This is a genomic window from Streptomyces milbemycinicus (assembly GCF_002154605.1).
Taxonomy (GTDB): Bacteria; Actinomycetota; Actinomycetes; order Streptomycetales; family Streptomycetaceae; genus Streptomyces; species Streptomyces milbemycinicus.
Genome location: NZ_MUNE01000159.1, coordinates 1 through 22,460, shown reverse-complemented (window position 1 = coordinate 22,460; position 22,460 = coordinate 1). Strand labels below are relative to the sequence as shown.

Here is a 22,460-nt window from a genome sequence, read left to right as displayed (position 1 = left end):
TGGCCGACTTCATCGGCTGACCCGTCAGCCGTCGCTCCACCACGAAGGGGCTGCCCCGCTTGGGGCAGCCCCTTCGTGTTTCACGTGAAACCACGGCCCGTACGCACGGGCCTTCACACGCATCGGCCTCACATGCTTCGGCCGCGTACGTATCGCGTCGCACTCACGGCCCTACAGCGGCCGGAGCGCCGGCTCCTTCTGAACCGCACCGAGTAGCCGGTCCAGCGCCAGCTCGACGTCCTCCTTCCAGGAGATCGTCGTCCTCAGCTCCAGCCTCAGCCGCGGATACCGCGGATGCGGCCGCACCGTCTTGAAGCCCACGGCAAGCAGATGCTCCGCGGGCAGCACACAGGCCGGTTCCTTCCAGGTGGCGTCCCCGAAGGCCTCAATCGCCTTGAACCCGCGCCGTATCAGATCCTTGGCCACCGTCTGCACCATCACCCGGCCCAGCCCCTGCCCCTGGTATCCGGGCATCAGCCAGGCCGTCATCAGCTGCACTGCGTCCGCCGCGACGGGGCTCGTCGGAAAGGCCGTGGATCGCGGCACATACGCCGGGGGCGCGTAGAGCACAAAGCCCACCGGCACATCGTCCACATAGACCACCCGGCCGCAGGAGCCCCACTCCAGCAGAACAGCCGAGATCCAGGCTTCCTTCTCCAGCTCCGGACGTCCGGCCCTTACCGCGGCTTCGCCGCTGACCGGGTCGAGCTCCCAGAAGACACAGGCGCGACAGCGCTTGGGGATGTCCGGGAGGTTGTCCAGCGTGAGCGGTACGAGCCGACGCCCCATGAAGCCAGTCCCTCACTTCCATCGCCGGCCGCGCTCCGAGCGGCCGCCAGCGCACTACGACCCCTGAGCAGACTGCCGACGAATCCGCCGACGGCCCCCAGGCCCAATCCCGTTGCCAGCAGCCCCGTGCGACTCACCGATCGCACAGCCTTGCCCTCCGCATAAGACGCCTCCACATGGATCCGCCCTACCTGATCGCATCGTATCCGCGCCGAGATTGCGCCGATACCGCCCTAGAGCAAAGAGCGGGTCGTGTTCCGACCCCGCCGGAATACGACCCGCCCCGCTCTGCCCGTAAGACCGGTGTCCTACTCTTCCTCTTCCGTTGCTTCCGAGAGTCGCTGCTCCAGAACCGGCCCCTCGCCCGGGGCGAGCGTGCCGAGGATGCGCTCCAGATCGTCCATCGAGGCGAACTCGACGACGATCTTCCCCTTCTTCTGACCGAGGTCCACCTTCACCCGGGTCTCAAAGCGGTCGGAGAGCCTGGAGGCGAGATCCGTGAGTGCGGGGGAGATCTTCGTGCCCGCGCGCGGCCCCTTCGCCTTCGTCCTGTTCCCCGACCGCGAACCCATCAGGGTCACGATCTCTTCGACCGACCGCACCGAGAGCCCTTCGGCGACGATCCGGTACGCCAGCCGGTCCTGCTCCTCCGGGTCATCGACGCCGAGCAACGCACGGGCGTGGCCCGCGGAGAGCACGCCCGCCGCGACCCGGCTCTGCACCTTGGGAGACAGCTTCAGCAGCCGGAGCGTATTGGAGACCTGGGGGCGGGAACGCCCGATACGGTCCGCCAGCTCGTCATGCGTGCAGTCGAAGTCCTTCAGCAGCTGGTCGTAGGCGAACGCCTCTTCCAAGGGGTTGAGCTGTGCGCGATGCAGATTCTCCAGCAGCGCGTCCAGCAGAAGCTTCTCGTCCTCGGTCGCCCTGACGATCGCCGGAATCTTCTCCAGCCCCGCCTCCCGGCAGGCCCGCCAGCGACGCTCGCCCATGATGAGCTCATAGCGCTCAGGAGCCAACTGCCTGACGACGATGGGCTGGAGAAGCCCGACCTCCTGAATCGAGGTGACCAGCTCGGCAAGAGCGTCCTCGTCGAACACCTCACGCGGCTGCCGCGGGTTGGGGGTGATGAAGTCCAGCGGCAGCTCGGCGAAGTGTGCTCCGGCCACCTCCTCCACGACGGGCGGAAGGACCTCCTCCTGCTGCTGTTGCGGCACGGCCTCGATCTCCGGTGGCAGGCCATGGGACGGCAGCGAGGTCACCTTGGCCGCCGCCACGCCACGCTCCTGTGTCAGCACCGGGACCGCCGACGGCGAGGTGGAGACCCCGGTCGCCGTGACCGGTCCCGCCGCCGACGCGGGCCCGGAGCCATCCGTCCCCTTCGGCGCGGGAGGGATCAGAGCCCCGAGCCCACGGCCCAGTCCTCTGCGTCGCTCACTCACTGAATCCCCTCCTGCATGCTGCTGTGCTGGTCGTGCGGGCTGATCTCTGGGACGGTATGTGCCCGCTGGGCGTCATAGTGGACGTTGGCTCCTCTGAGCGCGATCTCTCGGGCCGCTTCGAGATAGGACAGCGCTCCGCTGGACCCCGGGTCGTAGGTGAGGACCGTCTGCCCATAGCTGGGAGCCTCGGAGATGCGCACCGATCTGGGGATGCTCGTCCGCAGCACCTCATGACCGAAGTGACTGCGGACCTCATCGGCGACCTGCGACGCCAGCCGGGTCCGGCCGTCGTACATCGTGAGCAGGATCGTCGAGACATGGAGCTTGGGGTTGAGATGCCCCCGCACCAGATCGACATTGCGCAGCAGCTGCCCCAGCCCCTCCAGGGCGTAGTACTCGCACTGGATCGGGATCAGGACCTCGGCCCCAGCGACGAGCGCGTTGACCGTCAGCAGGCCCAGCGACGGGGGGCAGTCGATAAGGATGTAGTCCAGTGGCTGCTCATAGGCCTGGATGGCCCGCTCCAGCCTGCTCTCCCGCGCCACCAGCGAGACGAGCTCGATCTCCGCACCTGCCAGATCGATCGTGGCCGGGGCGCAGAACAGCCCCTCCACATCGGGAACGGGCTGCACCACGTCGGACAAGGGCCTGCTGTCCACCAGCACGTCATAGATCGACGGAACCTCGGCGTGGTGATCGATTCCCAGTGCCGTCGAGGCATTGCCCTGCGGGTCGAGGTCGATGACCAGCACCCGGCCGCCGTGGAGGGCCAGAGAAGCGGCCAGATTGACGGTGGTGGTGGTCTTGCCGACCCCGCCCTTCTGATTGGCGACCACGATCACCCGGGTCTGCTCCGGCCTGGGCAGTCCCTCGCCCGCGCGGCCCAGGGCCTGGACCGCCAGTTCGGCGGCACGACCAATAGGGGTGTCGTCCATCGGGGGCGGTGTTTCACGTGAAACATCCTCCCCCGCCGATTCGGTACGGGGGCCGGGGACCGGATCGGTCATCGGCCCCGCGATGTTGGCGTCGGACCGCAAGGATTCACTCTCCTCGACATCAGGCTCGCGATGAACAGAGCCTGCCATGCTTTTGGGGTTGTGAACCAGCGAGGCCCGTTCTCCTGTGGATGAATCCACATCCCGTCGGGGCCGACGGTCGCGCGGCAGTGCGGCCGCGCGCCCACGACTGATGATTCCATGCAACAAGGAGCGACGTTTCACGTGAAACACGATGCATGGACAGCCTCACCGATTCGTCACGACACTCCGCTATGCGTAGTTTTGGAAGCTTGTATGGAGTAGCCGAGCCCGCCCTATGGAGCAATGCCGGCTCCGGGGAAGGTTATGGACGGGCCTCGGCCCCTCAGCGGCGGCGTCGGGGACCCTTACGGGCCGCCTTGGCCCGCTTGGCGGCGAAACGCACACCACCGGGGCTCTCCCCGACCTCGACCCGCACCACGGTGGAGAGCGGATCGACGATCCCCTCCCCGACATGGAGGACCGAGGTCCCGACCACCCCGAGCTTGCTCAGCGCGGCGCGGGCCTGCTTCAGCTCCTCCTCCGCCGTGTCCCCCTTGAGCAGCAGCATCTCTCCGTACGGGCGCAGCAGCGGAACCCCCCAGCCGGCCAGCCGGTCCAGCGGAGCCACGGCGCGCGCCGTCACCACATGCATCGGGGGCAGCTTCCCCAGGACCTCCTCGGCCCGGCCCCGCACCACCGTCACATGATCCAGCCCCAGCAGCTCGACCACTTCCTGGAGGAAGTTCGTACGGCGCAGCAGCGGCTCCAGCAGCGTGATCCGCAGATCCGGGCGGGTCAGGGCCAGCGGGATACCGGGCAGCCCGGCGCCCGAGCCCACATCGCATACGGTGACGCCCTCGGGCACCACCTCGGAGAGCACCGCGCAGTTCAGCAGATGGCGCTCCCACAGCCGCGGCACCTCGCGAGGCCCGATCAGACCACGGGTCACCCCGACGTCGGCGAGCAGTTCGGCGTACCGGACGGCCTCCAAGAAGCGCTCACCGAATACCTCCCGTGCCTCCTCAGGGGCCGGGGGGAGCTCCGCTGCTTCCGTCACGGGGACCGTCCTTCCATACCGAACACTGTGGTGAACGCTGATGCTGCGAGGGCTGGCAGCTGATGCAAGGCTGACAAGATTCGGCCCCGCCTGCGAGCAGACGGGGCCGTGTGGATCATGAGGCTGGGCCGGTTCAGACCGGAAGCACGACCACGCGACGCTGGGGCTCCTCGCCCTCCGATTCGCTGCGCAGTCCGGCGGCCGCCACCGCGTCGTGCACGACCTTCCGCTCGAACGGTGTCATCGGCTTCAGCTTCACCGGCTCACCGGTGCCCTTGGCCTCCTCCGCGGCCTTGGTGCCCAGCTCGGTGAGCTCGGCGCGCTTACGGGCCCGGTACCCGGCGATGTCGAGCATCAGCCGACTGCGATCGCCGGTCTCCCGATGCACCGCGAGCCGGGTCAGCTCCTGGAGCGCCTCCAGCACCTCACCGTCGCGGCCCACCAGCTTCTGCAGGTCACGACTGGTCGAATCACTGATGATCGACACCGCGGCACGGTCGGCCTCGACGTCCATGTCGATGTCGCCGTCGAGGTCCGCGATGTCCAGCAGCCCCTCGAGGTAGTCGGCCGCGATCTCCCCCTCCTGCTCGAGGCGGGTCAGGGTGTCGACACCCTCGGCAGCCGGGGTGGTGCCTTCCGTCACGGATGGACTCCTTCTTACTTCTTGGACGGGTGCTTGGGGCGCTGCTGGCCCTTGCGCTGCCCGGACTTGGCGGTGCGGGAGGAGCCGGAAGCCGAGCCGCCGGCCGGCTTATCGCCCTGCGCGCCCTTCTTCTGCGCCACGCTGCCCTGCTGCTTCTCCGAGCCCGGCTTCTCCGGGCCGGACTTCTCCAGCGAGGTCTTCTCGACCTGCGGCTGGGACTGCGCCGTGGCCCTGGCGTGGCCCGTGGCGCCCGACTGGCGCCGCGACTTGCTCTGCCGCTTGGGCTGCTGCCGGTTCGCGCGAGCCGTCTCGGCCGCCTTCTTGGCCTCGACCTCGGCCGGCTCCTCCTTGAGCTTGCCCTGGGCCCGCAGCCGCTCCTGGCGAGCCTTGAAAGCGACACTGCCGGGGGTCGGGTTACGGCGGATGACGAACATCTGCTGACCCATGGTCCACACGTTGGTGGTCAGCCAGTAGACGAGGACACCGACGGGGAAGTTGATACCGAAGACGGCGAACATGACCGGGAAGACGTACATCAGCATCTTCTGCTGCTGCATGAACGGCGTCTTCACCGTCAGGTCGACGTTCTTGGTCATCAGCTGGCGCTGGGTGAAGAACTGCGACGCCGACATCAGGACGATCATGACGATCGTCACGACCCGGACGTCCGTCAGCGAGGCGCCGAGAGACTCGACCTTCGAGGCGGACGACATGAACTTCACGGACAGCGGAGCACCGAAGATATGCGCCGAGCGGGCGCTGTCCAGCAGCGACTGGTCGATGAAACCGACCGTGCGGTTGTTCGCGATGTGGTTCAGGACCTGGTACAGCGAGATGAAGAACGGCGACTGCGCCAGAATCGGGAGACAGCTCGAGAGCGGGTTGGTACCCGTCTCCTTGTAGAGCTTCATCATCTCTTCGGACTGGCGCTGCCGGTCGCTCTTGTAGCGCTCCTGGATCGCCTTCATCTTCGGCTGGAGCGCCTGCATGTTCCGCGTCGCCTTGATCTGCTTCACGAAGAGCGGGATCAGGCAGATACGGATCAGTACCACCAGCGAAACGATGGACAGACCCCACGCCCAGCCACTGTCCCGGTCGAAGATGAGGCTGTAGAACGCGTGGAACTGGACGATGATCCAGGAAACTACGTCATAAAGAGGACCGAGGATCGTGTCCACGAATCAGGCTCCTTGGGCGTTGGGCTGGGTCTCGGGCTGTGCGGCAGGCTCCCCGGCGGAGTGCCCGCCGAGGCGGTTGCGCAGCCGCTGGTGCCAGACCGGGCGCTTCCGGGGAGGAACGTGGTCGACGCCACCGAGCGACCACGGGTTGCAGCGCAAGATGCGCCACGCCGTCAGCGCCGTTCCTTTCACCGCGCCGTGCCGGTCAATGGCCGTGTAGCCGTAGTGTGAGCACGACGGGTAGTACTTGCAGACCGGTCCCAGCATCGGGCTGATGGTCCACTGGTACAGCTTGATCAACCACAGCAGCGGGTACTTCATCGCGGCACCCCTCCCAGTAGCCGCCGCACTGCGGTGTCGAGGTCGCGGGCCAGCTGGTCGTGGCCCGCCTCGCCCGCACCGGGCAGCGCCCGTACGACCACAAGGCTACCTGCGGGAAAATGATCGAGGCGGTCGCGCATGAGATGGCGCAGCCTCCGCTTCACCAGGTTGCGTACGACGGCACCGCCGACCGCCTTGCTTACGACGAAACCCGCACGCGCAGGGGGAGCACTCTCCCCAGGTGCGTGCGGGTCCGTTTCACCGCTGGCAAGGCCGCTGCGATAGTGCACGACGAGGAGCGGGCGGCCGGCCCGGCGCCCTCGGCGTACCGCGGCTGCAAAGTCCTCGCGCCGCCTCAGCCGTTTTTCGGTAGGCAGCACGTCATGGACCTTGGGTCAGGCTGCTCAGGCCGACAGACGGCCGCGACCCTTGCTACGGCGGGACGCGAGAATCGCGCGGCCGGCACGGGTACGCATACGCAGCCGGAAGCCGTGGGTCTTCGCGCGGCGGCGGTTGTTCGGCTGGAAGGTGCGCTTGCTCACTCGGGGGCTCCAGAAATGAATCGGGTGGTGGCGGGACATCGCCTGGCTGTCACCGTGCGCCCACGAGTAGCTCGCAATACGCCCGAGTGCACCGCTTCATAATCGCCGGACCTGAGGTCCGCGACCCTTGCCCATCGGAGGCAGGCGGCAGCAGCCATCGACAACTCGACCTGGTTACGGTACGCGCGATTACGCCATCCGGTCAAACCGGCGCCGCCCGGTGGCGTGGCCGGGCGGCGCCCCGCGAAGATGCGGACCCCTTTTGCCCGGGGGCAAGGGAACGCGGGGCGACATCGCATGGCACATTTGTACACACCCTGTGGACAACGACTTGAACCGCACACCCCGGCCTGACTACCGTGGCTGGGCTCCGATTCCTTCCCGCCCGTCCCGAGAACCGCATATTCGTGGGACCTGTCGGCGTCCCCCCCACCCAGCGAGTGAGAGAGCGTGCCCTGTGGCTGACGTACCCGCCGATCTTGCCGCAGTGTGGCCACGTGTGCTCGAGCGGCTGCTCGGAGAGGGCGCGGGCCAGGGCGGACAAGGCGTCGAGGCCAAGGACGAACATTGGATCAAGCGGTGCCAGCCGCTCGCCCTCGTCGCCGATACCGCGCTGCTGGCCGTGCCCAATGAATTCGCGAAGGGCGTGCTGGAGGGCCGGCTGGCCCCGATCGTCAGCGAAACGCTCAGCCGCGAGTGCGGCCGCCCGATCCGGATCGCGATCACCGTCGACGACTCCGCCGCCGAGCCGATGGTCCCGCAGCAGCCGCAGCGCGACACCTATGAAAGTCGCGACACCCGCGAGAGCCGTGACTCCTACGAGAATCGTGACTCGTACGAGAGTCGCGACGCCTACGAGGGCTACGACAACCGCGACGGCTATGGCGGCCGGGACGGATACGGCCGTCCGGCGGGCGATGAGCTGCCGACGGCCCGCCCCGCCTACCCCGGCTATGAGCAGCACCGGCCCGAGCCCGGCGCCTGGCCCCGGCCGCGCGACGACTACGGCTGGCAGCAGCCCCGGCTCGGCGGCTTCCCCGAGGGCGACCCGTACGCCACCCAGCGTCCCCAGCCCGGCTATGACCAGCAGCTCTACGATCAGCAGCCGCACTCGGACTACCGGGGCCCGGGCGCGGAGCGGCCTGGCCCCGGACCTGGTCCGGGCTCCGGCCCGGGGCCCGATCGGTCGCCCTACGAGCAGTCGCGCCGGGAGCTCAACCCGCTGGACCGTTCCCGCGGCGGCCCGCCCGTGCTGCCCTCGCAGACAGGCGCCCCCGGCCCGCTCGCCGCGCAGCCGGCGCCCGCGCCCGGCCCCGGTGAGCCGACCGCGCGCCTGAACCCCAAGTACCTCTTCGACACCTTCGTCATCGGCGCGTCCAACCGCTTCGCGCACGCCGCGGCGGTCGCGGTCGCCGAGGCGCCGGCCAAGGCGTACAACCCCTTGTTCATCTACGGGGAGTCCGGGCTCGGCAAGACCCACCTGCTGCATGCGATCGGGCACTACGCGCGCAGCCTCTACCCGGGGACGCGGGTGCGCTATGTGAGCTCCGAGGAGTTCACCAACGAGTTCATCAACTCCATCCGTGACGGCAAGGCGGACGCGTTCCGCAAGCGTTACCGCGACATGGACATCCTTCTGGTCGACGACATCCAGTTCCTCGCGAGCAAGGAGTCGACGCAGGAGGAGTTCTTCCACACCTTCAATACGCTCCACAACGCGAACAAACAGATCGTGCTGTCCTCCGACCGGCCGCCCAAGCAGCTGGTGACCCTGGAGGACCGGCTCCGCAACCGCTTCGAGTGGGGCCTGATCACCGATGTGCAGCCGCCGGAGCTGGAGACGCGTATCGCGATCCTGCGCAAGAAGGCGGTGCAGGAGCAGCTGAACGCGCCGCCGGAGGTGCTGGAGTTCATCGCCTCCCGTATCTCGCGCAATATCCGCGAGCTGGAGGGGGCGCTGATCCGGGTCACGGCCTTTGCCAGCCTGAACCGCCAGCCGGTGGACCTCGGCCTGACCGAGATCGTGCTGAAGGATCTGATCCCCGGCGGCGAGGACGCGGCCCCGGAGATCACCGCCACCGCGATCATGGCCGCGACCGCTGACTACTTCGGGCATACCGTCGACGATCTGTGCGGCGCCTCGCGCAGCCGGGTGCTGGTCACCGCCCGGCAGATCGCGATGTATCTGTGCCGTGAGCTGACCGATCTGTCGCTGCCCAAGATCGGAGCGCAGTTCGGCGGCCGGGACCATACGACCGTCATGCACGCCGACCGCAAGATCCGGGCGCTGATGGCCGAGCGGCGCTCCATCTACAACCAGGTCACCGAGCTGACCAACCGCATCAAGAACGGCTGACGCGGCGCACGGCGCGGGTCTCGCGCCGGATTCCGCCCAGGGCGCTTGGGGAGGAACGACTCCCGCAAGCGCCCTTCGTCGTTTCCGGGCCCGTTTCGTCGCTCCGGAGCCGCTCCGGCCGGGCTCCGCTCCGCCCGCCGGCCGCCTCGGCCCGGCCATCCGCGCCTCGGCGACGCGGCGGCAACGCGGACGGCCTGTTCGATTCCATGGCCTCGGAGGCCACTTCTCCACAGATCAGCGGCCGATCCACCATCCACACCCTGGGGATGTCCCGGCTGTCCAGACTGTGTCCACAGGGGCGGCCGCCCACGGAACATCGAGGGAGGTCAGCCGGGTGTGGAATTGTGACAATCGACAGTCCACAGACTGTGGACGACAGAGTTACCCACAGGGCGGTCTCCGCGTTGTCCACTGCCCGCCCACAGCCGAGGCCCCGTCACCCACAGCTTCTCCACACCCTCATCCACTGTTCGGCAAGGAAACGGGCGTGGTCACCGAGACGAGTGAAAGGCATCACACCGACGAGCCGGGTTGGGCTGTGGGGAAGGTGGGTAAACCTGGGGACACAGCTGGGGAGAACCGGGGCTCGCCTGTGCATCGGGTGTGCAGAACTCGGCGGCATCCACAGCAGAGCCTGTTTGTCCACTGCCGTCGCCCACAGGCCCAGTGGATAAAAAACTGATGCTGACCTGCGAAAAGTCAGTTTTCCACGGTTTCCACAGGCCCTACTACTACGACCACTTAGTTAGAGCGAGAAATTCGTTTCGAAGTGGGGCCTGTGCACAACCGGGCTCCGAGCCGCCTGACACCTCGGGCGCCGATTTGACCCCGAGCCGCACCGACTGTCGGCGGCGTACGTCAGACTGGTCCCCGGCGATTGCGCCGACGACGAAGGCCAGCAGGGCGAGCCAGCAACAGCAGGAGGCGGTTCCGGTGAAGATCCGGGTGGAGCGCGATGTACTCGCGGAGGCAGTGGCCTGGGCGGCCCGCAGCCTTCCGGCCCGTCCGCCGGTGCCCGTCCTCGCGGGGCTGCTGCTGAAGGCGGAAGACAGCACCCTCAGCCTCTCCGGCTTCGACTACGAGGTCTCGGCCCGGGTGTCGGTGGAAGCCGATGTGGAGGACGACGGCACGGTCCTGGTCTCCGGCCGCCTCCTCGCCGACATCTGCCGCGCCCTCCCCAACCGCCCTGTGGAGATCTCCACTGACGGTGTGCGGGTGACCGTCGTCTGCGGCTCGTCGCGATTCACACTCCACACCCTGCCTGTGGAGGAGTACCCGACCCTGCCGCAGATGCCGACGGCGACCGGCACCGTGCCCGGCGATGTCTTCGCCTCCGCCGCTGCCCAGGTGGCCATCGCGGCCGGCCGTGACGACACCCTGCCGGTGCTCACCGGTGTGCGGATCGAGATCGAGGGCGACACGGTGACGCTGGCCTCCACCGACCGCTACCGCTTCGCGGTCCGCGAGTTCCTGTGGAAGCCCGAGACGCCCGACATCTCCGCGGTCGCGCTGGTGCCCGCCAAGACGCTCCTGGACACCGCCAAGTCGCTGACCAGCGGTGACACCGTGGCCCTCGCGCTGTCCGGCTCAGGTGCCGGGGAGGGCCTGATCGGCTTCGAGGGCGCCGGGCGCCGCACCACGACCCGGCTGCTCGAAGGCGATCTCCCCAAGTACCGCACGCTCTTCCCGACCGAGTTCAACTCCGTCGCGGTGATCGAGACCGCTCCGTTCGTGGAGGCGGTCAAGCGCGTCGCCCTGGTCGCCGAGCGCAACACCCCGGTCCGGCTCACCTTCGAGCAGGGCGTGCTGATCCTGGAGGCCGGGTCGAGCGACGACGCACAGGCTGTGGAGCGCGTCGACGCCCAGCTCGAAGGCGACGACATCTCGATCGCCTTCAACCCGACCTTCCTGCTGGACGGGCTGAGCGCCATCGATTCCCCGGTCGCCCAGCTGTCGTTCACCACCTCGACCAAGCCCGCTCTGCTCAGTGGCAAGCCGGCCATGGACGCCGAGGCGGACGAGGCGTACAAGTACCTGATCATGCCGGTGCGGCTCAGCGGATGAGCGGGTGTGGCCCACAGTTGAGCGACAACCCCTGGGCGTAGGCTCGGACTCAGGTGCGAAACGCAATGACTACGGCATAAAGGATCACTGATGGAGCTCGGTCTCGTCGGTCTCGGCAAGATGGGCGGCAATATGCGCGAGCGCATTCGCCGCGCAGGTCACACCGTCATCGGGTACGACCGCAACCCGGACCTCGCCGACGTCCACAGCCTCGGCGACCTTGTGGACAAGCTCAAGGGACCGCGCGTGGTGTGGATCATGGTGCCGGCCGGCATCGCGACTCAGACCACCATCGAGGAGCTGGCCGAGGTGCTGTCGCCGGGCGACATCGTGGTCGACGGCGGCAACTCCCGCTGGACCGACGACGAGAGGCACGCCGAGCAGCTGAACGCCAAGGGCATCGGCTTTGTCGACTGCGGCGTCTCCGGCGGCGTCTGGGGCCTGGAGAACGGCTATGCGCTGATGTACGGCGGCGCGGCCGAGCATGTGGCGCGGGTCCAGCCGATCTTCGACGCGCTCAAGCCCGAGGGCGACTTCGGCGCGGTCCACGCCGGGCGGGTCGGTGCCGGACACTTCGCGAAGATGGTCCACAACGGCATCGAGTACGCGATGATGCAGGCCTACGCCGAGGGCTGGGAGCTGCTGGAGGCCGTGGACTCGGTCACCGACGTCCGTGAGGTCTTCCGCTCCTGGCGCGAGGGCACCGTCATCCGTTCCTGGCTGCTGGACCTCGCGGTCAATGCCCTGGACGACGACGAGCACCTGGAGAAGCTGCGGGGCTACGCGGAGGACTCCGGCGAGGGCCGCTGGACCGTCGAGGCGGCCATCGACAACGCGGTGCCGCTGCCCGCCATCACGGCCTCGCTCTTCGCCCGGTTCGCGTCCCGCCAGGACGACTCCCCGCAGATGAAGATGATCGCCGCACTGCGCAATCAGTTCGGCGGCCACGCGGTCGAGAACAAGAAGTAACCAGCCCCCGTAAGGGAGCCGCCGGGGGAGGTCGGCGCGCCACCATGCATGTAACGCATCTGTCGCTCGCCGACTTCCGCTCATACGCCCGGGCCGAGGTCGCTCTCGGTCCGGGCGTCACGGCTTTTGTGGGCCCCAACGGCCAGGGGAAGACCAACCTCGTCGAGGCCGTCGGCTATGTGGCCACGCTCGGCAGCCATCGCGTCTCCGCCGACGCCCCGCTGGTGCGGATGGGCGCGGACCGGGCGGTCGTGCGGGCCGCGATCGTCGAGGGCGACCGACAGCAACTGGTCGAGCTGGAGCTGAACCCCGGTAAGGCCAACCGCGCCAGAATCAATAGATCCTCGCAGGTCAGACCGCGCGACGTGCTCGGCATCCTGCGCACGGTCCTGTTCGCGCCCGAGGACCTGGCCCTGGTCAAGGGCGATCCTGGGGAGCGCCGGCGCTTTCTGGACGAGCTGATCACCGCGCGCTCACCGCGCATGGCCGGGGTCCGCGCCGACTACGAGCGGGTGCTCAAGCAGCGCAACACCCTGCTCAAGACCGCCGCGCTGGCCCGGCGCCACGGCGGCGGCCGCGGTTCCGGGGGCGACGGGGCGCTGTCCACTCTGGACGTATGGGACCAGCATCTGGCGCGCGCCGGTGCGGAATTGCTCGCCCAGCGCCTCGATCTGATCGCCGCGCTGCAGCCGCTGACCGACAAGGCGTATGAACAACTGGCGCCGGGCGGCGGCCCGATCGGTTTCGACTACCGCAGCTCCGTGGGCGACGGCCTGGCGGCCGCGGGCACCCGCGAGGAGCTGTACGAGCAGCTTTCGGCCGCGCTCACCGCCGCCCGTAAGCAGGAGATAGAGCGCGGGGTGACGCTGGTCGGCCCGCACCGCGACGATCTGATCCTGCGGCTCGGGGAGCTTCCGGCGAAGGGCTATGCGAGCCATGGCGAGTCCTGGTCGTATGCGCTGGCCCTGCGCCTGGCCTCGTACGACCTGCTGCGCGCGGACATCTCATGGGCGCCGGGCGGGCTTTCCGCCGAGGCAGCCGAGGCCGCCGGGGGCGGCGAGGCCGGGGCGGTCCGGCGGGCGGGCGAGCCCGTGCTGGTCCTGGACGACGTCTTCGCGGAGCTCGACGAGCGGCGCCGGGAGCGGCTGGCCGAACTGGTCGCGCCCGGCGAGCAGGTGCTGGTGACGGCGGCCGTGGAGGACGACGTCCCCGGTGTGCTGGCGGGCGCCCGCTATGCGGTGTCCGAGGGGGAGGTGCGGCCCCTGTGACCGAGCATCCCGCACAGCCGCCCACCCCACCGGAGCCTTCGGGGGTCGACCTGGCGCGGGTGGCGCTGCGCGCCGCCAAGGAGCAGGCGCGCGCCCGTGGTGCGGCGGCGCAGCAGAAGAAGCAGGCGCGCCGAGGGGGCTTGCGCTCCGGCGCGCGCGCCGATGGGCGCGATCCGCTGCCGCTCGGTGCCGCGATCAACCGGCTGATCACCGAGCGGGGCTGGGAGACCCCGGCCGCGGTGGGCGGGGTGATGGGCCGCTGGCCCCAGATGGTGGGGCCGGAGGTGGCGCAGCACTGCGAGCCGCAGCGGTACGACGAGGAGGCTCGGGTGCTGACGGTGCGGTGCGACTCGACGGCGTGGGCGACCCAGCTGCGGCTGCTGGCCCCGCAGCTGGTGGCCCGGCTCAACGCGGACCTCGGCCAGGGCACGGTCAAGCTGATCAAGGTCTTGGGCCCGGGCGGCCCGGCCCGCCGTTACGGATCGCTGCGCGCCCCCGGCAGCACCGGCCCAGGGGACACCTACGGCTGAGACGGCTCTCCGTGCACCCTCCGCGCGCCCTCGGTGCGCAGGTGGCGGGGGCGGCCGTGAAGGGGGTGGCCGCTGGGGCGTCTGTCATGGTTGCCGGTGGTTGACGACCCGAAGCGCTGAGTGGCGGTGTGAGCCTCTTGGACCCCGTCCCCAGATATGGGGAGTCGGTGGCGACCGGTTCAGGGCGGCACATGCGTACTCAGGCACCGGCAAGCCCCCATTCTTGTCGGCGCTACCGGTAGACTGAGCGAGTACACCGTCGCCGCTTGCGCACCGAGCGCTCGCGGAAACATGTTGAACGACGCAGCCGCTCCCGCCTGCCCCGGAGACGGCTCGTGCTGTGCCAGAAAGGGCGCTTCGTGGCCGATTCCGGCAACCCCAACGAGAACATCCCGTCCGAGATCCCGTCCGAGGACGTCGACGGGGCTCTGGCCCCGCCGTCCTATGACGCCAGTGCGATCACCGTCCTGGAGGGCCTGGACGCGGTCCGCAAGCGACCCGGTATGTACATCGGTTCCACCGGTGAGCGCGGCCTCCACCACCTTGTCCAAGAGGTGGTGGACAACTCCGTGGACGAGGCCCTGGCCGGTCACGCGGACACCATCGAGGTGACGATCCTGCCCGATGGCGGGGTCCGCGTGGTCGACAACGGCCGCGGTATCCCGGTCGACCTGCATCCGGTGGAGAAGAAGCCGGCCGTCGAGGTCGTGCTGACCGTGCTGCACGCGGGCGGCAAGTTCGGCGGCGGAGGCTACGCCGTCTCCGGCGGTCTGCACGGCGTCGGCGTCTCCGTGGTCAACGCGCTGTCGACGAAGGTCTCGGTCGAGGTCAAGCGGGACGGCTACCGCTGGACCCAGGACTACAAGCTGGGTGTGCCCACCGCGCCGCTGGCCAAGAACGAGCAGGTCACGGAGACCGGTACGACGGTCACCTTCTGGGCCGACCCGGATGTCTTCGAGACGACCGAGTACTCCTTCGAGACGCTGTCGCGGCGCTTCCAGGAGATGGCGTTCCTCAACAAGGGGCTGTCCATCTCGCTGACGGACGAGCGCGCGGCCCATGTGGACGAGGAGGGCAAGCCGCTCTCCGTGACGTACTGCTACGAGGGCGGCATCGTCGACTTCGTGCAGTACCTGAACTCCCGCAAGGGGGAGCTGGTCCACCCCACGATCATCGGATTCGAGGCCGAGGACAAGGAGCGGATGCTCTCGGTCGAGATCGCGATGCAGTGGAACACCCAGTACACCGAGGGTGTCTACAGCTTCGCGAACACCATCCACACCCATGAGGGCGGCACCCACGAGGAGGGCTTCCGCGCCGCGCTGACGTACTTGATCAACAAGTACGCGCGGGACAAGAAGCTGCTCCGGGAAAAGGATGACAATCTCACTGGTGAGGACATCCGTGAGGGTCTGACCGCGATCATCTCGGTCAAGCTCGGCGAGCCGCAGTTCGAGGGTCAGACGAAGACCAAGCTGGGCAACACGGAGGCGAAGACCTTCGTCCAGAAGATCGTCCATGAGCACCTGGCCGACTGGCTGGACCGCAACCCCAACGAGGCGGCGGATATCATCCGCAAGTCCATCCAGGCGGCGACGGCCCGGGTGGCGGCCCGTAAGGCCCGCGATCTGACCCGCCGCAAGGGGCTGCTGGAGACCGCGTCGCTGCCGGGCAAGCTGGCCGACTGCCAGTCCAACGACCCCGCCAAGTGCGAGATCTTCATCGTCGAGGGTGACTCCGCCGGCGGTTCGGCCAAGGCCGGCCGCAACCCGCAGTACCAGGCGATCCTGCCCATCCGAGGCAAGATCCTCAACGTCGAGAAGGCACGGGTCGACAAGATCCTCCAGAACAACGAGGTCCAGGCGCTGATCTCGGCGTTCGGCACCGGTGTGCACGAGGACTTCGACATCAGCAAGCTCCGCTATCACAAGATCATCCTGATGGCGGACGCCGACGTCGACGGCCAGCACATCAACACCCTGCTGCTCACCTTCCTCTTCCGCTTTATGCGCCCGCTGGTCGAGGCGGGCCATGTCTTCCTGTCCCGCCCGCCGCTCTACAAGATCAAGTGGGGCCGGGACGACTTCGAGTACGCGTACTCGGACCGTGAGCGGGACGCGCTGATCCAGGCCGGCCGCGAGCAGGGCAAGCGCATCAAGGAGGACTCGGTCCAGCGCTTCAAGGGTCTGGGCGAGATGAACGCCGAGGAGCTGCGCGTGACCACCATGGACGTGGACCACCGCGTCCTGGGCCAGGTCACCCTGGACGACGCCGCGCAGGCCGACGATCTGTTCTCGGTCCTGATGGGCGAGGACGTCGAGGCCCGGCGCTCGTTCATCCAGCGCAACGCCAAGGACGTCCGCTTCCTCGACATCTGAGTCGGCCCCGAGCAGCCGCAGACGACAGAAGGACTTTGACCAGCAATGGCCGACGAGAACACCCCGAACACGCCCGAAGACCAGACCCAGGGGGCCACCCTCCGCGTCGAGCCGGTGGGCCTCGAGACGGAGATGCAGCGCTCGTATCTCGACTACGCGATGAGCGTGATCGTGAGCCGTGCGCTGCCCGACGTCCGGGACGGCCTCAAGCCGGTGCACCGCCGTGTGCTGTACGCGATGTACGACGGCGGGTACCGCCCCGAGAAGGGCTTCTACAAGTGCGCCCGCGTCGTCGGCGACGTGATGGGCACGTACCACCCGCACGGCGACTCGTCCATCTACGACGCCCTGGTGCGGCTGGCCCAGCCGTGGTCCATGCGGATGCCGCTGGTCGACTCCAACGGCAACTTCGGCTCCCCGGGCAACGACCCGGCGGCGGCCATGCGCTACACCGAGTGCAAGATGGCGCCGCTGTCCATGGAGATGATCCGGGACATCGACGAGGACACCGTCGACTTCCAGGACAACTACGACGGGCGTAACCAGGAGCCGACGGTCCTGCCGGCCCGCTTCCCGAACCTGCTGATCAACGGCTCGGCGGGGATCGCGGTCGGCATGGCCACCAACATCCCGCCGCACAACCTCCGCGAGGTGGCCGAGGGCGCCCAGTGGTTCCTGGCCAATCCGGAGGCCACCCCGGAGGAGCTGCTCGACGCGCTCATCGACCGGATCAAGGGCCCGGACTTCCCCACCGGCGCCCTGGTCGTCGGCCGCAAGGGCATCGAGGAGGCGTACCGCACCGGTCGCGGCTCGATCACGATGCGCGCGGTCGTCGAGGTCGAGGAGATCCAGGGCCGTCAGTGCCTGGTGGTCACCGAGCTGCCGTACCAGGTCAACCCGGACAACCTGGCGCAGAAGATCGCCGACCTGGTGAAGGAAGCCAGGATCGGCGGCATCGCGGACGTCCGCGACGAGACGTCCTCGCGGACCGGTCAGCGCCTGGTCATCGTGTTGAAGCGGGACGCGGTCGCCAAGGTCGTGCTCAACAACCTCTACAAGCACACCGATCTCCAGACCAACTTCGGCGCGAACATGCTGGCGCTGGTCGACGGGGTGCCGCGCACCCTCTCGCTGGACGCCTTCATCCGCAACTGGGTCACCCACCAGATCGAGGTCATCGTCCGCCGGACGCGCTTCAGGCTGCGCAAGGCCGAGGAGCGGGCCCACATCCTGCGCGGTCTGCTCAAGGCGCTGGACGCGATCGACGAGGTCATCGCGCTGATCCGGCGCAGTGACACGGTGGAGATCGCGCGCGGGGGCCTGATGGACCTGCTGACGATCGACGAGATCCAGGCCAACGCGATCCTGGAGATGCAGCTGCGGCGGCTCGCCGCCCTGGAGCGTCAGAAGATCATCCAGGAGCACGACGAGCTGCAGGCCAAGATCAATGAGTACAACGCGATCCTGGCCTCGCCCGAGCGGCAGCGGCAGATCATCAGCGAGGAGCTGACCGCGATCGTCGAGAAGTACGGCGACGACCGGCGCACCAAGCTGATCCCCTTCGACGGTGACATGTCCATCGAGGACCTGATCGCCGAGGAGGACATCGTCGTCACGATCAGCCGCGGCGGCTATGTGAAGCGTACGAAGACCGAGGACTACCGCTCGCAGAAGCGCGGCGGCAAGGGCGTGCGCGGCACCAAGCTCAAGCAGGACGACATCGTCGACCACTTCTTCGTCTCGACCACCCACCACTGGCTGCTGTTCTTCACCAACAAGGGCCGGGTCTACCGGGCGAAGGCGTACGAGCTCCCGGACGCCGGCCGGGAGGCGCGCGGCCAGCACGTCGCGAACCTGCTGGCGTTCCAGCCGGATGAGCAGATCGCGCAGATCCTGGCGATCCGGGACTACGAGGCGGCGCCGTATCTGGTGCTGGCGACGAAGTCGGGCCTGGTGAAGAAGACCCCGCTCAAGGACTACGACTCGCCGCGGTCGGGTGGTGTGATCGCCATCAACCTCCGGGAGACGGAGGACGGCCGGGAGGACGAGCTGATCGGGGCAGAGCTGGTTTCGGCCGATGACGATCTGCTCCTGATCAGCAAGAAGGCACAGTCGATCAGGTTCACGGCCACGGACGAGTCGCTGCGGCCGATGGGACGGGCGACCTCCGGCGTCAAGGGCATGAGCTTCCGCGAGGGCGACGAGCTCTTGTCGATGAATGTCGTCCGGCCCGGTACGTTCGTGTTCACCGCCACCGACGGCGGGTACGCGAAGCGGACGAATGTCGACGAATACCGTGTCCAGGGCCGTGGCGGCCTCGGTATCAAGGCCGCCAAGATCGTGGAGGACCGCGGTTCTCTCGTCGGGGCTCTGGTGGTTGAGGAAAGTGATGAGATCCTTGCCATCACGCTCAGCGGTGGCGTAATCCGTACCCGTGTGAACGAGGTCAGGGAGACGGGCCGTGACACCATGGGCGTCCAACTGATCAACCTGGGCAAGCGCGATGCCGTCGTCGGTATCGCCCGGAACGCCGAGGCCGGTCGTGAGGCTGAAGAGGTCGAGGACGAGTCCGAGACTGTGAGCGAAGCAGCCGAGGGGGCCGCGTCCGAGGCGGCCGAGGGCACACCGCCCCCGGCCGACGAGACCGAGGAGTAAGTCGTGAGTGGAGCCACGGGTCCCGCGGCGGGCGGCAGCGGAATGGATACCGGCCATGGGCCGGTGCCGGGCGCCGCACCCGCCGGGAGCGGATCACCTGCGCCGGCAGGCTCCCGTGGCTCCTCCACCGACTCCCATGGGGGTACCGTGACGGACATCAGGCAGCCGCAGCCGCCGTACGAGAGTTACCCGGGCAGCCCGCTGCCCGGTGAGCGGCCGGGCCAGCCACAGCCCGCGCAGCCCTACCACCCGCCGCAGGCGTATGCCCCGCCGAGCACCCCGCCGAGCACCGGCGGGGCCACCAGGGGCGCCTCGGGGCACCAGCAGACCGCGGTGCGCCGCCCGCGCACCGAGTCGGGCGCCCGCTCGGCTCCGCGTACGCGCAAGGCGCGGCTGCGAGTCTCCAGGGTGGACCCGTGGTCGGTGATGAAGGTCAGCTTCCTGCTCGCGATCGCGCTGGGCATCTGCACCGTGGTCGCCGCGGCGGTGCTGTGGATGGTCATGGACGGGATGGGCGTCTTCAGCGCCGTGGGCGGGACGATCAGCGAGGCCACGGAGTCGAAGAAGGGCACCGGCTTCGACCTGGAGTCCTTCCTGTCGCTGCCGCGAGTGCTGGCCTTCACCGGGGTCATCGCCGCGATCAACGTGGTGCTGGCGACGGCGTTGGCCACCCTGGGGGCCTTCATCTACAACCTGTCGGCGGGCTTCGTCGGTGGTGTGGAGGTCACGCTCGCCGAGGACGAGTAGCGGCCGCCCGTAACCGATTTTGGGACAGGGCTGGTCGTGCGCTAATCTTTCGGTGCAGCGCGGGGCTATAGCTCAGACGGTTAGAGCGCTTCCCTGATAAGGAAGAGGCCACAGGTTCAAGTCCTGTTAGCCCCACCGGTGCGATCAGCCCGGACGGAGATCTTCTCTTCGTCCGGGCTGATTCCGTAACGGCGCCCGGGCAGTTGATGAACGGCTGTCGGCCGGCCAATGCCGGGCATAGGTCACCGAACGGTATCGGCCGGTGTGTATCATCGGGCGCCAGAGGTCCCCTACGTCAAGGAAAGAGACGAGGTAGCGCGGTGAAGAAGCTTCTCCTGGTCGCACTGGCCGCCATCGGCGGGCTCCTCGTGTACCGCCAGATCCAGGCGGATCGCGCCGAGCAGGATCTGTGGACGGAGGCGACCGACTCCGTGCCCGCAGGTTCGGGTGTGTGAGACCAACAGCTCTGTTACAGGGCCCCGACCGCTGGAGCGGTCGGGGCCCTGTCGGCTTTACTGGCGGCCGTCGCGAAACTCGCGGCAACTGTCTTCTTTATTCACTCTTGCAAATGAAATGCTTGCATAAGCAAAGTTGAACGGGCTGTGCGGCCGGTACGACGAGGAGTGACCCGCGATGGATGACCGCAGCAAGGTCAGGACCGGCCTCGCCGCGGTGGCGGCGCTGTGCGCGGTGGCCACGGCGCCGGGACCGGGCGGCCAGGCCTGGGCCGCGCCCGCGGACGGGGCCGCCGAGGCGCGGCCGTACCGGACCGAGGGGACCTTGATCCACGGCACCGACGACGCCGAGGGCGCCCCGCTGCTGAAGCCCGGGCTCGGCTACGTCGACAGCATCGCGGCGGGCCAGAAGCGGTACTACAGCGTCCGGCTGGACGCCACGTCCGGCGCGTATGTCTCGGCGGTCGCGGCGCCCCGGCCGGGGGCGGGCGTCGTCTCGTACCAGGACCGGGTCAAGGTGACGCTGGCGAGCCCCGACGGCACCACCTGCGGCAGCTCCGACCGGAAGATCGAGGCGAACGGCGTGGCCTATCCGCTCGCCGACTACGTGGCACGCCAGGTCGCGTCGGGCTCGGTGGCCTCCTGCCGGAAGGCGGGCCGGTACGTCGTCACGGTGGAGCGCGGCGCCGGGTCCCAGGACCCCGCCGGCTGGCCGCTGGAGCTCAGGCTGATGGTGGAGCCGCCGGTGAAGGGCGGGGACACCGGGCAGGCCCCGGAGAGCAGTTGGCGTACCACCCCGCCCGAGCTGCCCAGGGGCAAGGCGCGGTGGCGGCAGGGCGGCACGGGGTTCAACGACGCGCGCCCGTTGTCCACAGGGGTGTGGGCGGATCAGATCAGGCCGGGCGAGACCCACTTCTACCGGGTGCCGGTCGACTGGGGGCAGCGGCTCGACGCCACCGCCGAACTGTCCGCCGCTAAGACCGGAGAGGCGGCCGGGGTGAACGACGCGCTGGGGCTTCGGGTCTTCAACCCGGCGCGCGGCCTGACGAAGAAAAGCTCCTTCGAGGCCTACGAGGGCCAGGAGGCGCAGGCGGGAGCGGACACCGTCCCCGTGGCGTACGGCAACCGCTCGGCGCGGGCCGATTACTCGGTGCGCACGATGAGCTTCGCCGGGTGGTACTACCTGGCGGTCACGGTGAACCCGGACGTCACGCGGTTCTTCAAGGGCACGGTGCCGCTCACCCTGCGGGTGCGGATCTCGGGCACCGCGAAGGCCGGGCCGACGTACGACGGGGACGCGGTCCGGGCGGGCTTCGGCCTCACGGACGCCGACCGGCGGGAGGCCGCCCAGGCGCCGGCGACCGGGGACGATGCCGTGGCGGCGGCCGACGACACGGACAAGGGCCGGCTGCGGCTGGTGGGCTATGTGAGCTACGCCGTCGGCGCGCTGCTGCTGCTCGGGCTCGGAGGGTGGACGCTGGCGGCCCGGCGCCGCGCCCCGGCCGCCGCAGCCCCGGCGTCCGGACCGGGCAGGCACCGGCGGTACGGACCGCCGCCTGCCTGGTAGGTGGCGCCGGCGCGGTGGGCGGTGGCTGCTTGGTGGTCGGCGCTCACCGGGTGGTCGGCGCCTGCCTGATGGGTGGCCACGGCCCGCGGCTGTCGGGTCAGCCCGCTGTCAGTAACGCCCATGTGCCGACGGCGAAGCACACGACCGCGGCGATCAGGATCGCGATCGCCGTCTTCCGGGACGGTCCGGGGCGCCGCCGGGCGGTGGGGGGAACCTGCGGCTGCGGAGCGGTGTATGGACGAGTAGAAGGGTATTCGTGCTGGGCCGCCGCGGCGGAAGCCGTCGCCGGAGTGGGAGTGGGGGTAGGCGTATGCGCGGACGGGGGGCCTGGGTGTCGCGGATCGGGCGTGGCCTGCGGCGGCTGTGCGGGCCGTACGGGCCGCGGAGGCGGCGTGGGCTGTGCGGGTGCCGACTGGGGTGCCGGCGGCTGCGGAAGGCCGGAGTACGGGGTGTGGGGGGCGTGCGGGGGGTACGGGGTGTGGG

The 22,460-nt window shown here is 68.9% G+C and carries 19 protein-coding genes and 1 tRNA gene; 11 read left to right on the top strand and 9 right to left on the bottom strand.

Going from position 1 to position 22,460, the window contains the following annotated elements; translation table 11 throughout:
* Positions 1-171: 171 nt before the first annotated feature.
* The 9 genes from CCN51_RS14440 to rpmH form a co-directional block, all read right to left on the bottom strand.
* A complete protein-coding gene (locus CCN51_RS14440; RefSeq protein WP_014177960.1) occupies positions 172-789 on the bottom strand; it encodes a GNAT family N-acetyltransferase in 618 nt (205 codons plus the stop codon).
* 308 nt (positions 790-1,097) lie between these two features.
* Positions 1,098-2,228, bottom strand: a complete 1,131-nt coding sequence (locus tag CCN51_RS14435; protein WP_078610556.1) for a ParB/RepB/Spo0J family partition protein — start codon at positions 2,226-2,228, stop codon at positions 1,098-1,100.
* Complete coding sequence (locus tag CCN51_RS14430; RefSeq protein WP_078610557.1) at positions 2,225-3,313, bottom strand: ParA family protein; 1,089 nt, start codon at positions 3,311-3,313, stop codon at positions 2,225-2,227. The genes CCN51_RS14435 and CCN51_RS14430 overlap by 4 nt, the downstream gene beginning before the upstream one ends.
* Before the next feature lie 277 nt (positions 3,314-3,590).
* On the bottom strand, positions 3,591-4,304 hold the full coding sequence (rsmG, locus tag CCN51_RS14425; RefSeq protein ID WP_014177963.1) for a 16S rRNA (guanine(527)-N(7))-methyltransferase RsmG: 714 nt from the start codon (positions 4,302-4,304) through the stop codon (positions 3,591-3,593).
* A gap of 133 nt (positions 4,305-4,437) precedes the next feature.
* Positions 4,438-4,947, bottom strand: a complete 510-nt coding sequence (locus CCN51_RS14420) for a Jag family protein (RefSeq protein ID WP_014177964.1) — start codon at positions 4,945-4,947, stop codon at positions 4,438-4,440.
* Between the two features lie 14 nt (positions 4,948-4,961).
* Positions 4,962-6,125 (bottom strand): membrane protein insertase YidC, encoded by a 1,164-nt coding sequence (yidC, locus tag CCN51_RS14415; RefSeq protein WP_014177965.1) that lies wholly within the window; start codon positions 6,123-6,125, stop codon positions 4,962-4,964.
* A 3-nt stretch (positions 6,126-6,128) separates the two neighbouring features.
* Positions 6,129-6,446, bottom strand: a complete 318-nt coding sequence (gene yidD / locus CCN51_RS14410) for a membrane protein insertion efficiency factor YidD (RefSeq protein WP_014177966.1) — start codon at positions 6,444-6,446, stop codon at positions 6,129-6,131.
* Entirely contained in the window at positions 6,443-6,826 is a 384-nt protein-coding gene (gene rnpA, locus CCN51_RS14405) for a ribonuclease P protein component (protein ID WP_014177967.1), read from the bottom strand. Before rnpA ends, yidD begins: the two co-directional genes overlap by 4 nt.
* Positions 6,827-6,850: 24 nt before the next feature.
* A complete protein-coding gene (rpmH, locus tag CCN51_RS14400) occupies positions 6,851-6,988 on the bottom strand; it encodes a 50S ribosomal protein L34 (RefSeq protein ID WP_009716483.1) in 138 nt (45 codons plus the stop codon).
* Between the two features lie 457 nt (positions 6,989-7,445).
* On the opposite strand from rpmH, the gene dnaA reads away from it, so the two are divergent.
* The 11 genes from dnaA to CCN51_RS14340 all read left to right on the top strand — a co-directional run bounded on the left by dnaA (position 7,446) and on the right by CCN51_RS14340 (position 21,977).
* Positions 7,446-9,344, top strand: coding sequence for a chromosomal replication initiator protein DnaA (dnaA, locus tag CCN51_RS14395; protein WP_078610558.1), 1,899 nt, complete (start codon positions 7,446-7,448; stop codon positions 9,342-9,344).
* A gap of 933 nt (positions 9,345-10,277) precedes the next feature.
* Entirely contained in the window at positions 10,278-11,408 is a 1,131-nt protein-coding gene (gene dnaN, locus CCN51_RS14385) for a DNA polymerase III subunit beta (protein WP_014177969.1), read from the top strand.
* 90 nt (positions 11,409-11,498) lie between these two features.
* The gene (gene gnd / locus CCN51_RS14380; RefSeq protein WP_014177970.1) at positions 11,499-12,377 is read left to right on the top strand and encodes a phosphogluconate dehydrogenase (NAD(+)-dependent, decarboxylating); all 879 of its coding nucleotides are present in this window, start codon (positions 11,499-11,501) and stop codon (positions 12,375-12,377) included.
* A 44-nt stretch (positions 12,378-12,421) separates the two neighbouring features.
* Entirely contained in the window at positions 12,422-13,645 is a 1,224-nt protein-coding gene (gene recF, locus CCN51_RS14375; protein WP_014177971.1) for a DNA replication/repair protein RecF, read from the top strand.
* On the top strand, positions 13,642-14,175 hold the full coding sequence (locus tag CCN51_RS14370; RefSeq protein WP_014177972.1) for a DciA family protein: 534 nt from the start codon (positions 13,642-13,644) through the stop codon (positions 14,173-14,175). The genes recF and CCN51_RS14370 overlap by 4 nt, the downstream gene beginning before the upstream one ends.
* Positions 14,176-14,510: 335 nt before the next feature.
* A complete protein-coding gene (gene gyrB, locus CCN51_RS14365) occupies positions 14,511-16,553 on the top strand; it encodes a DNA topoisomerase (ATP-hydrolyzing) subunit B (RefSeq protein WP_014177973.1) in 2,043 nt (680 codons plus the stop codon).
* 45 nt (positions 16,554-16,598) lie between these two features.
* Positions 16,599-19,208 (top strand): DNA gyrase subunit A, encoded by a 2,610-nt coding sequence (gene gyrA / locus CCN51_RS14360; RefSeq protein WP_014177974.1) that lies wholly within the window; start codon positions 16,599-16,601, stop codon positions 19,206-19,208.
* A gap of 147 nt (positions 19,209-19,355) precedes the next feature.
* Positions 19,356-19,955 carry a DUF3566 domain-containing protein gene (locus CCN51_RS14355; RefSeq protein ID WP_014177975.1) on the top strand — a complete coding sequence of 200 codons (600 nt, stop codon included), beginning with the start codon at positions 19,356-19,358 and terminating at the stop codon, positions 19,953-19,955.
* A 61-nt stretch (positions 19,956-20,016) separates the two neighbouring features.
* A tRNA-Ile gene (locus CCN51_RS14350) sits at positions 20,017-20,090 on the top strand.
* Between the two features lie 185 nt (positions 20,091-20,275).
* Entirely contained in the window at positions 20,276-20,410 is a 135-nt protein-coding gene (locus CCN51_RS56440; protein ID WP_003958712.1) for a DLW-39 family protein, read from the top strand.
* A 178-nt stretch (positions 20,411-20,588) separates the two neighbouring features.
* A complete protein-coding gene (locus CCN51_RS14340; protein ID WP_014177976.1) occupies positions 20,589-21,977 on the top strand; it encodes a hypothetical protein in 1,389 nt (462 codons plus the stop codon).
* Positions 21,978-22,460 lie beyond the last annotated feature (483 nt).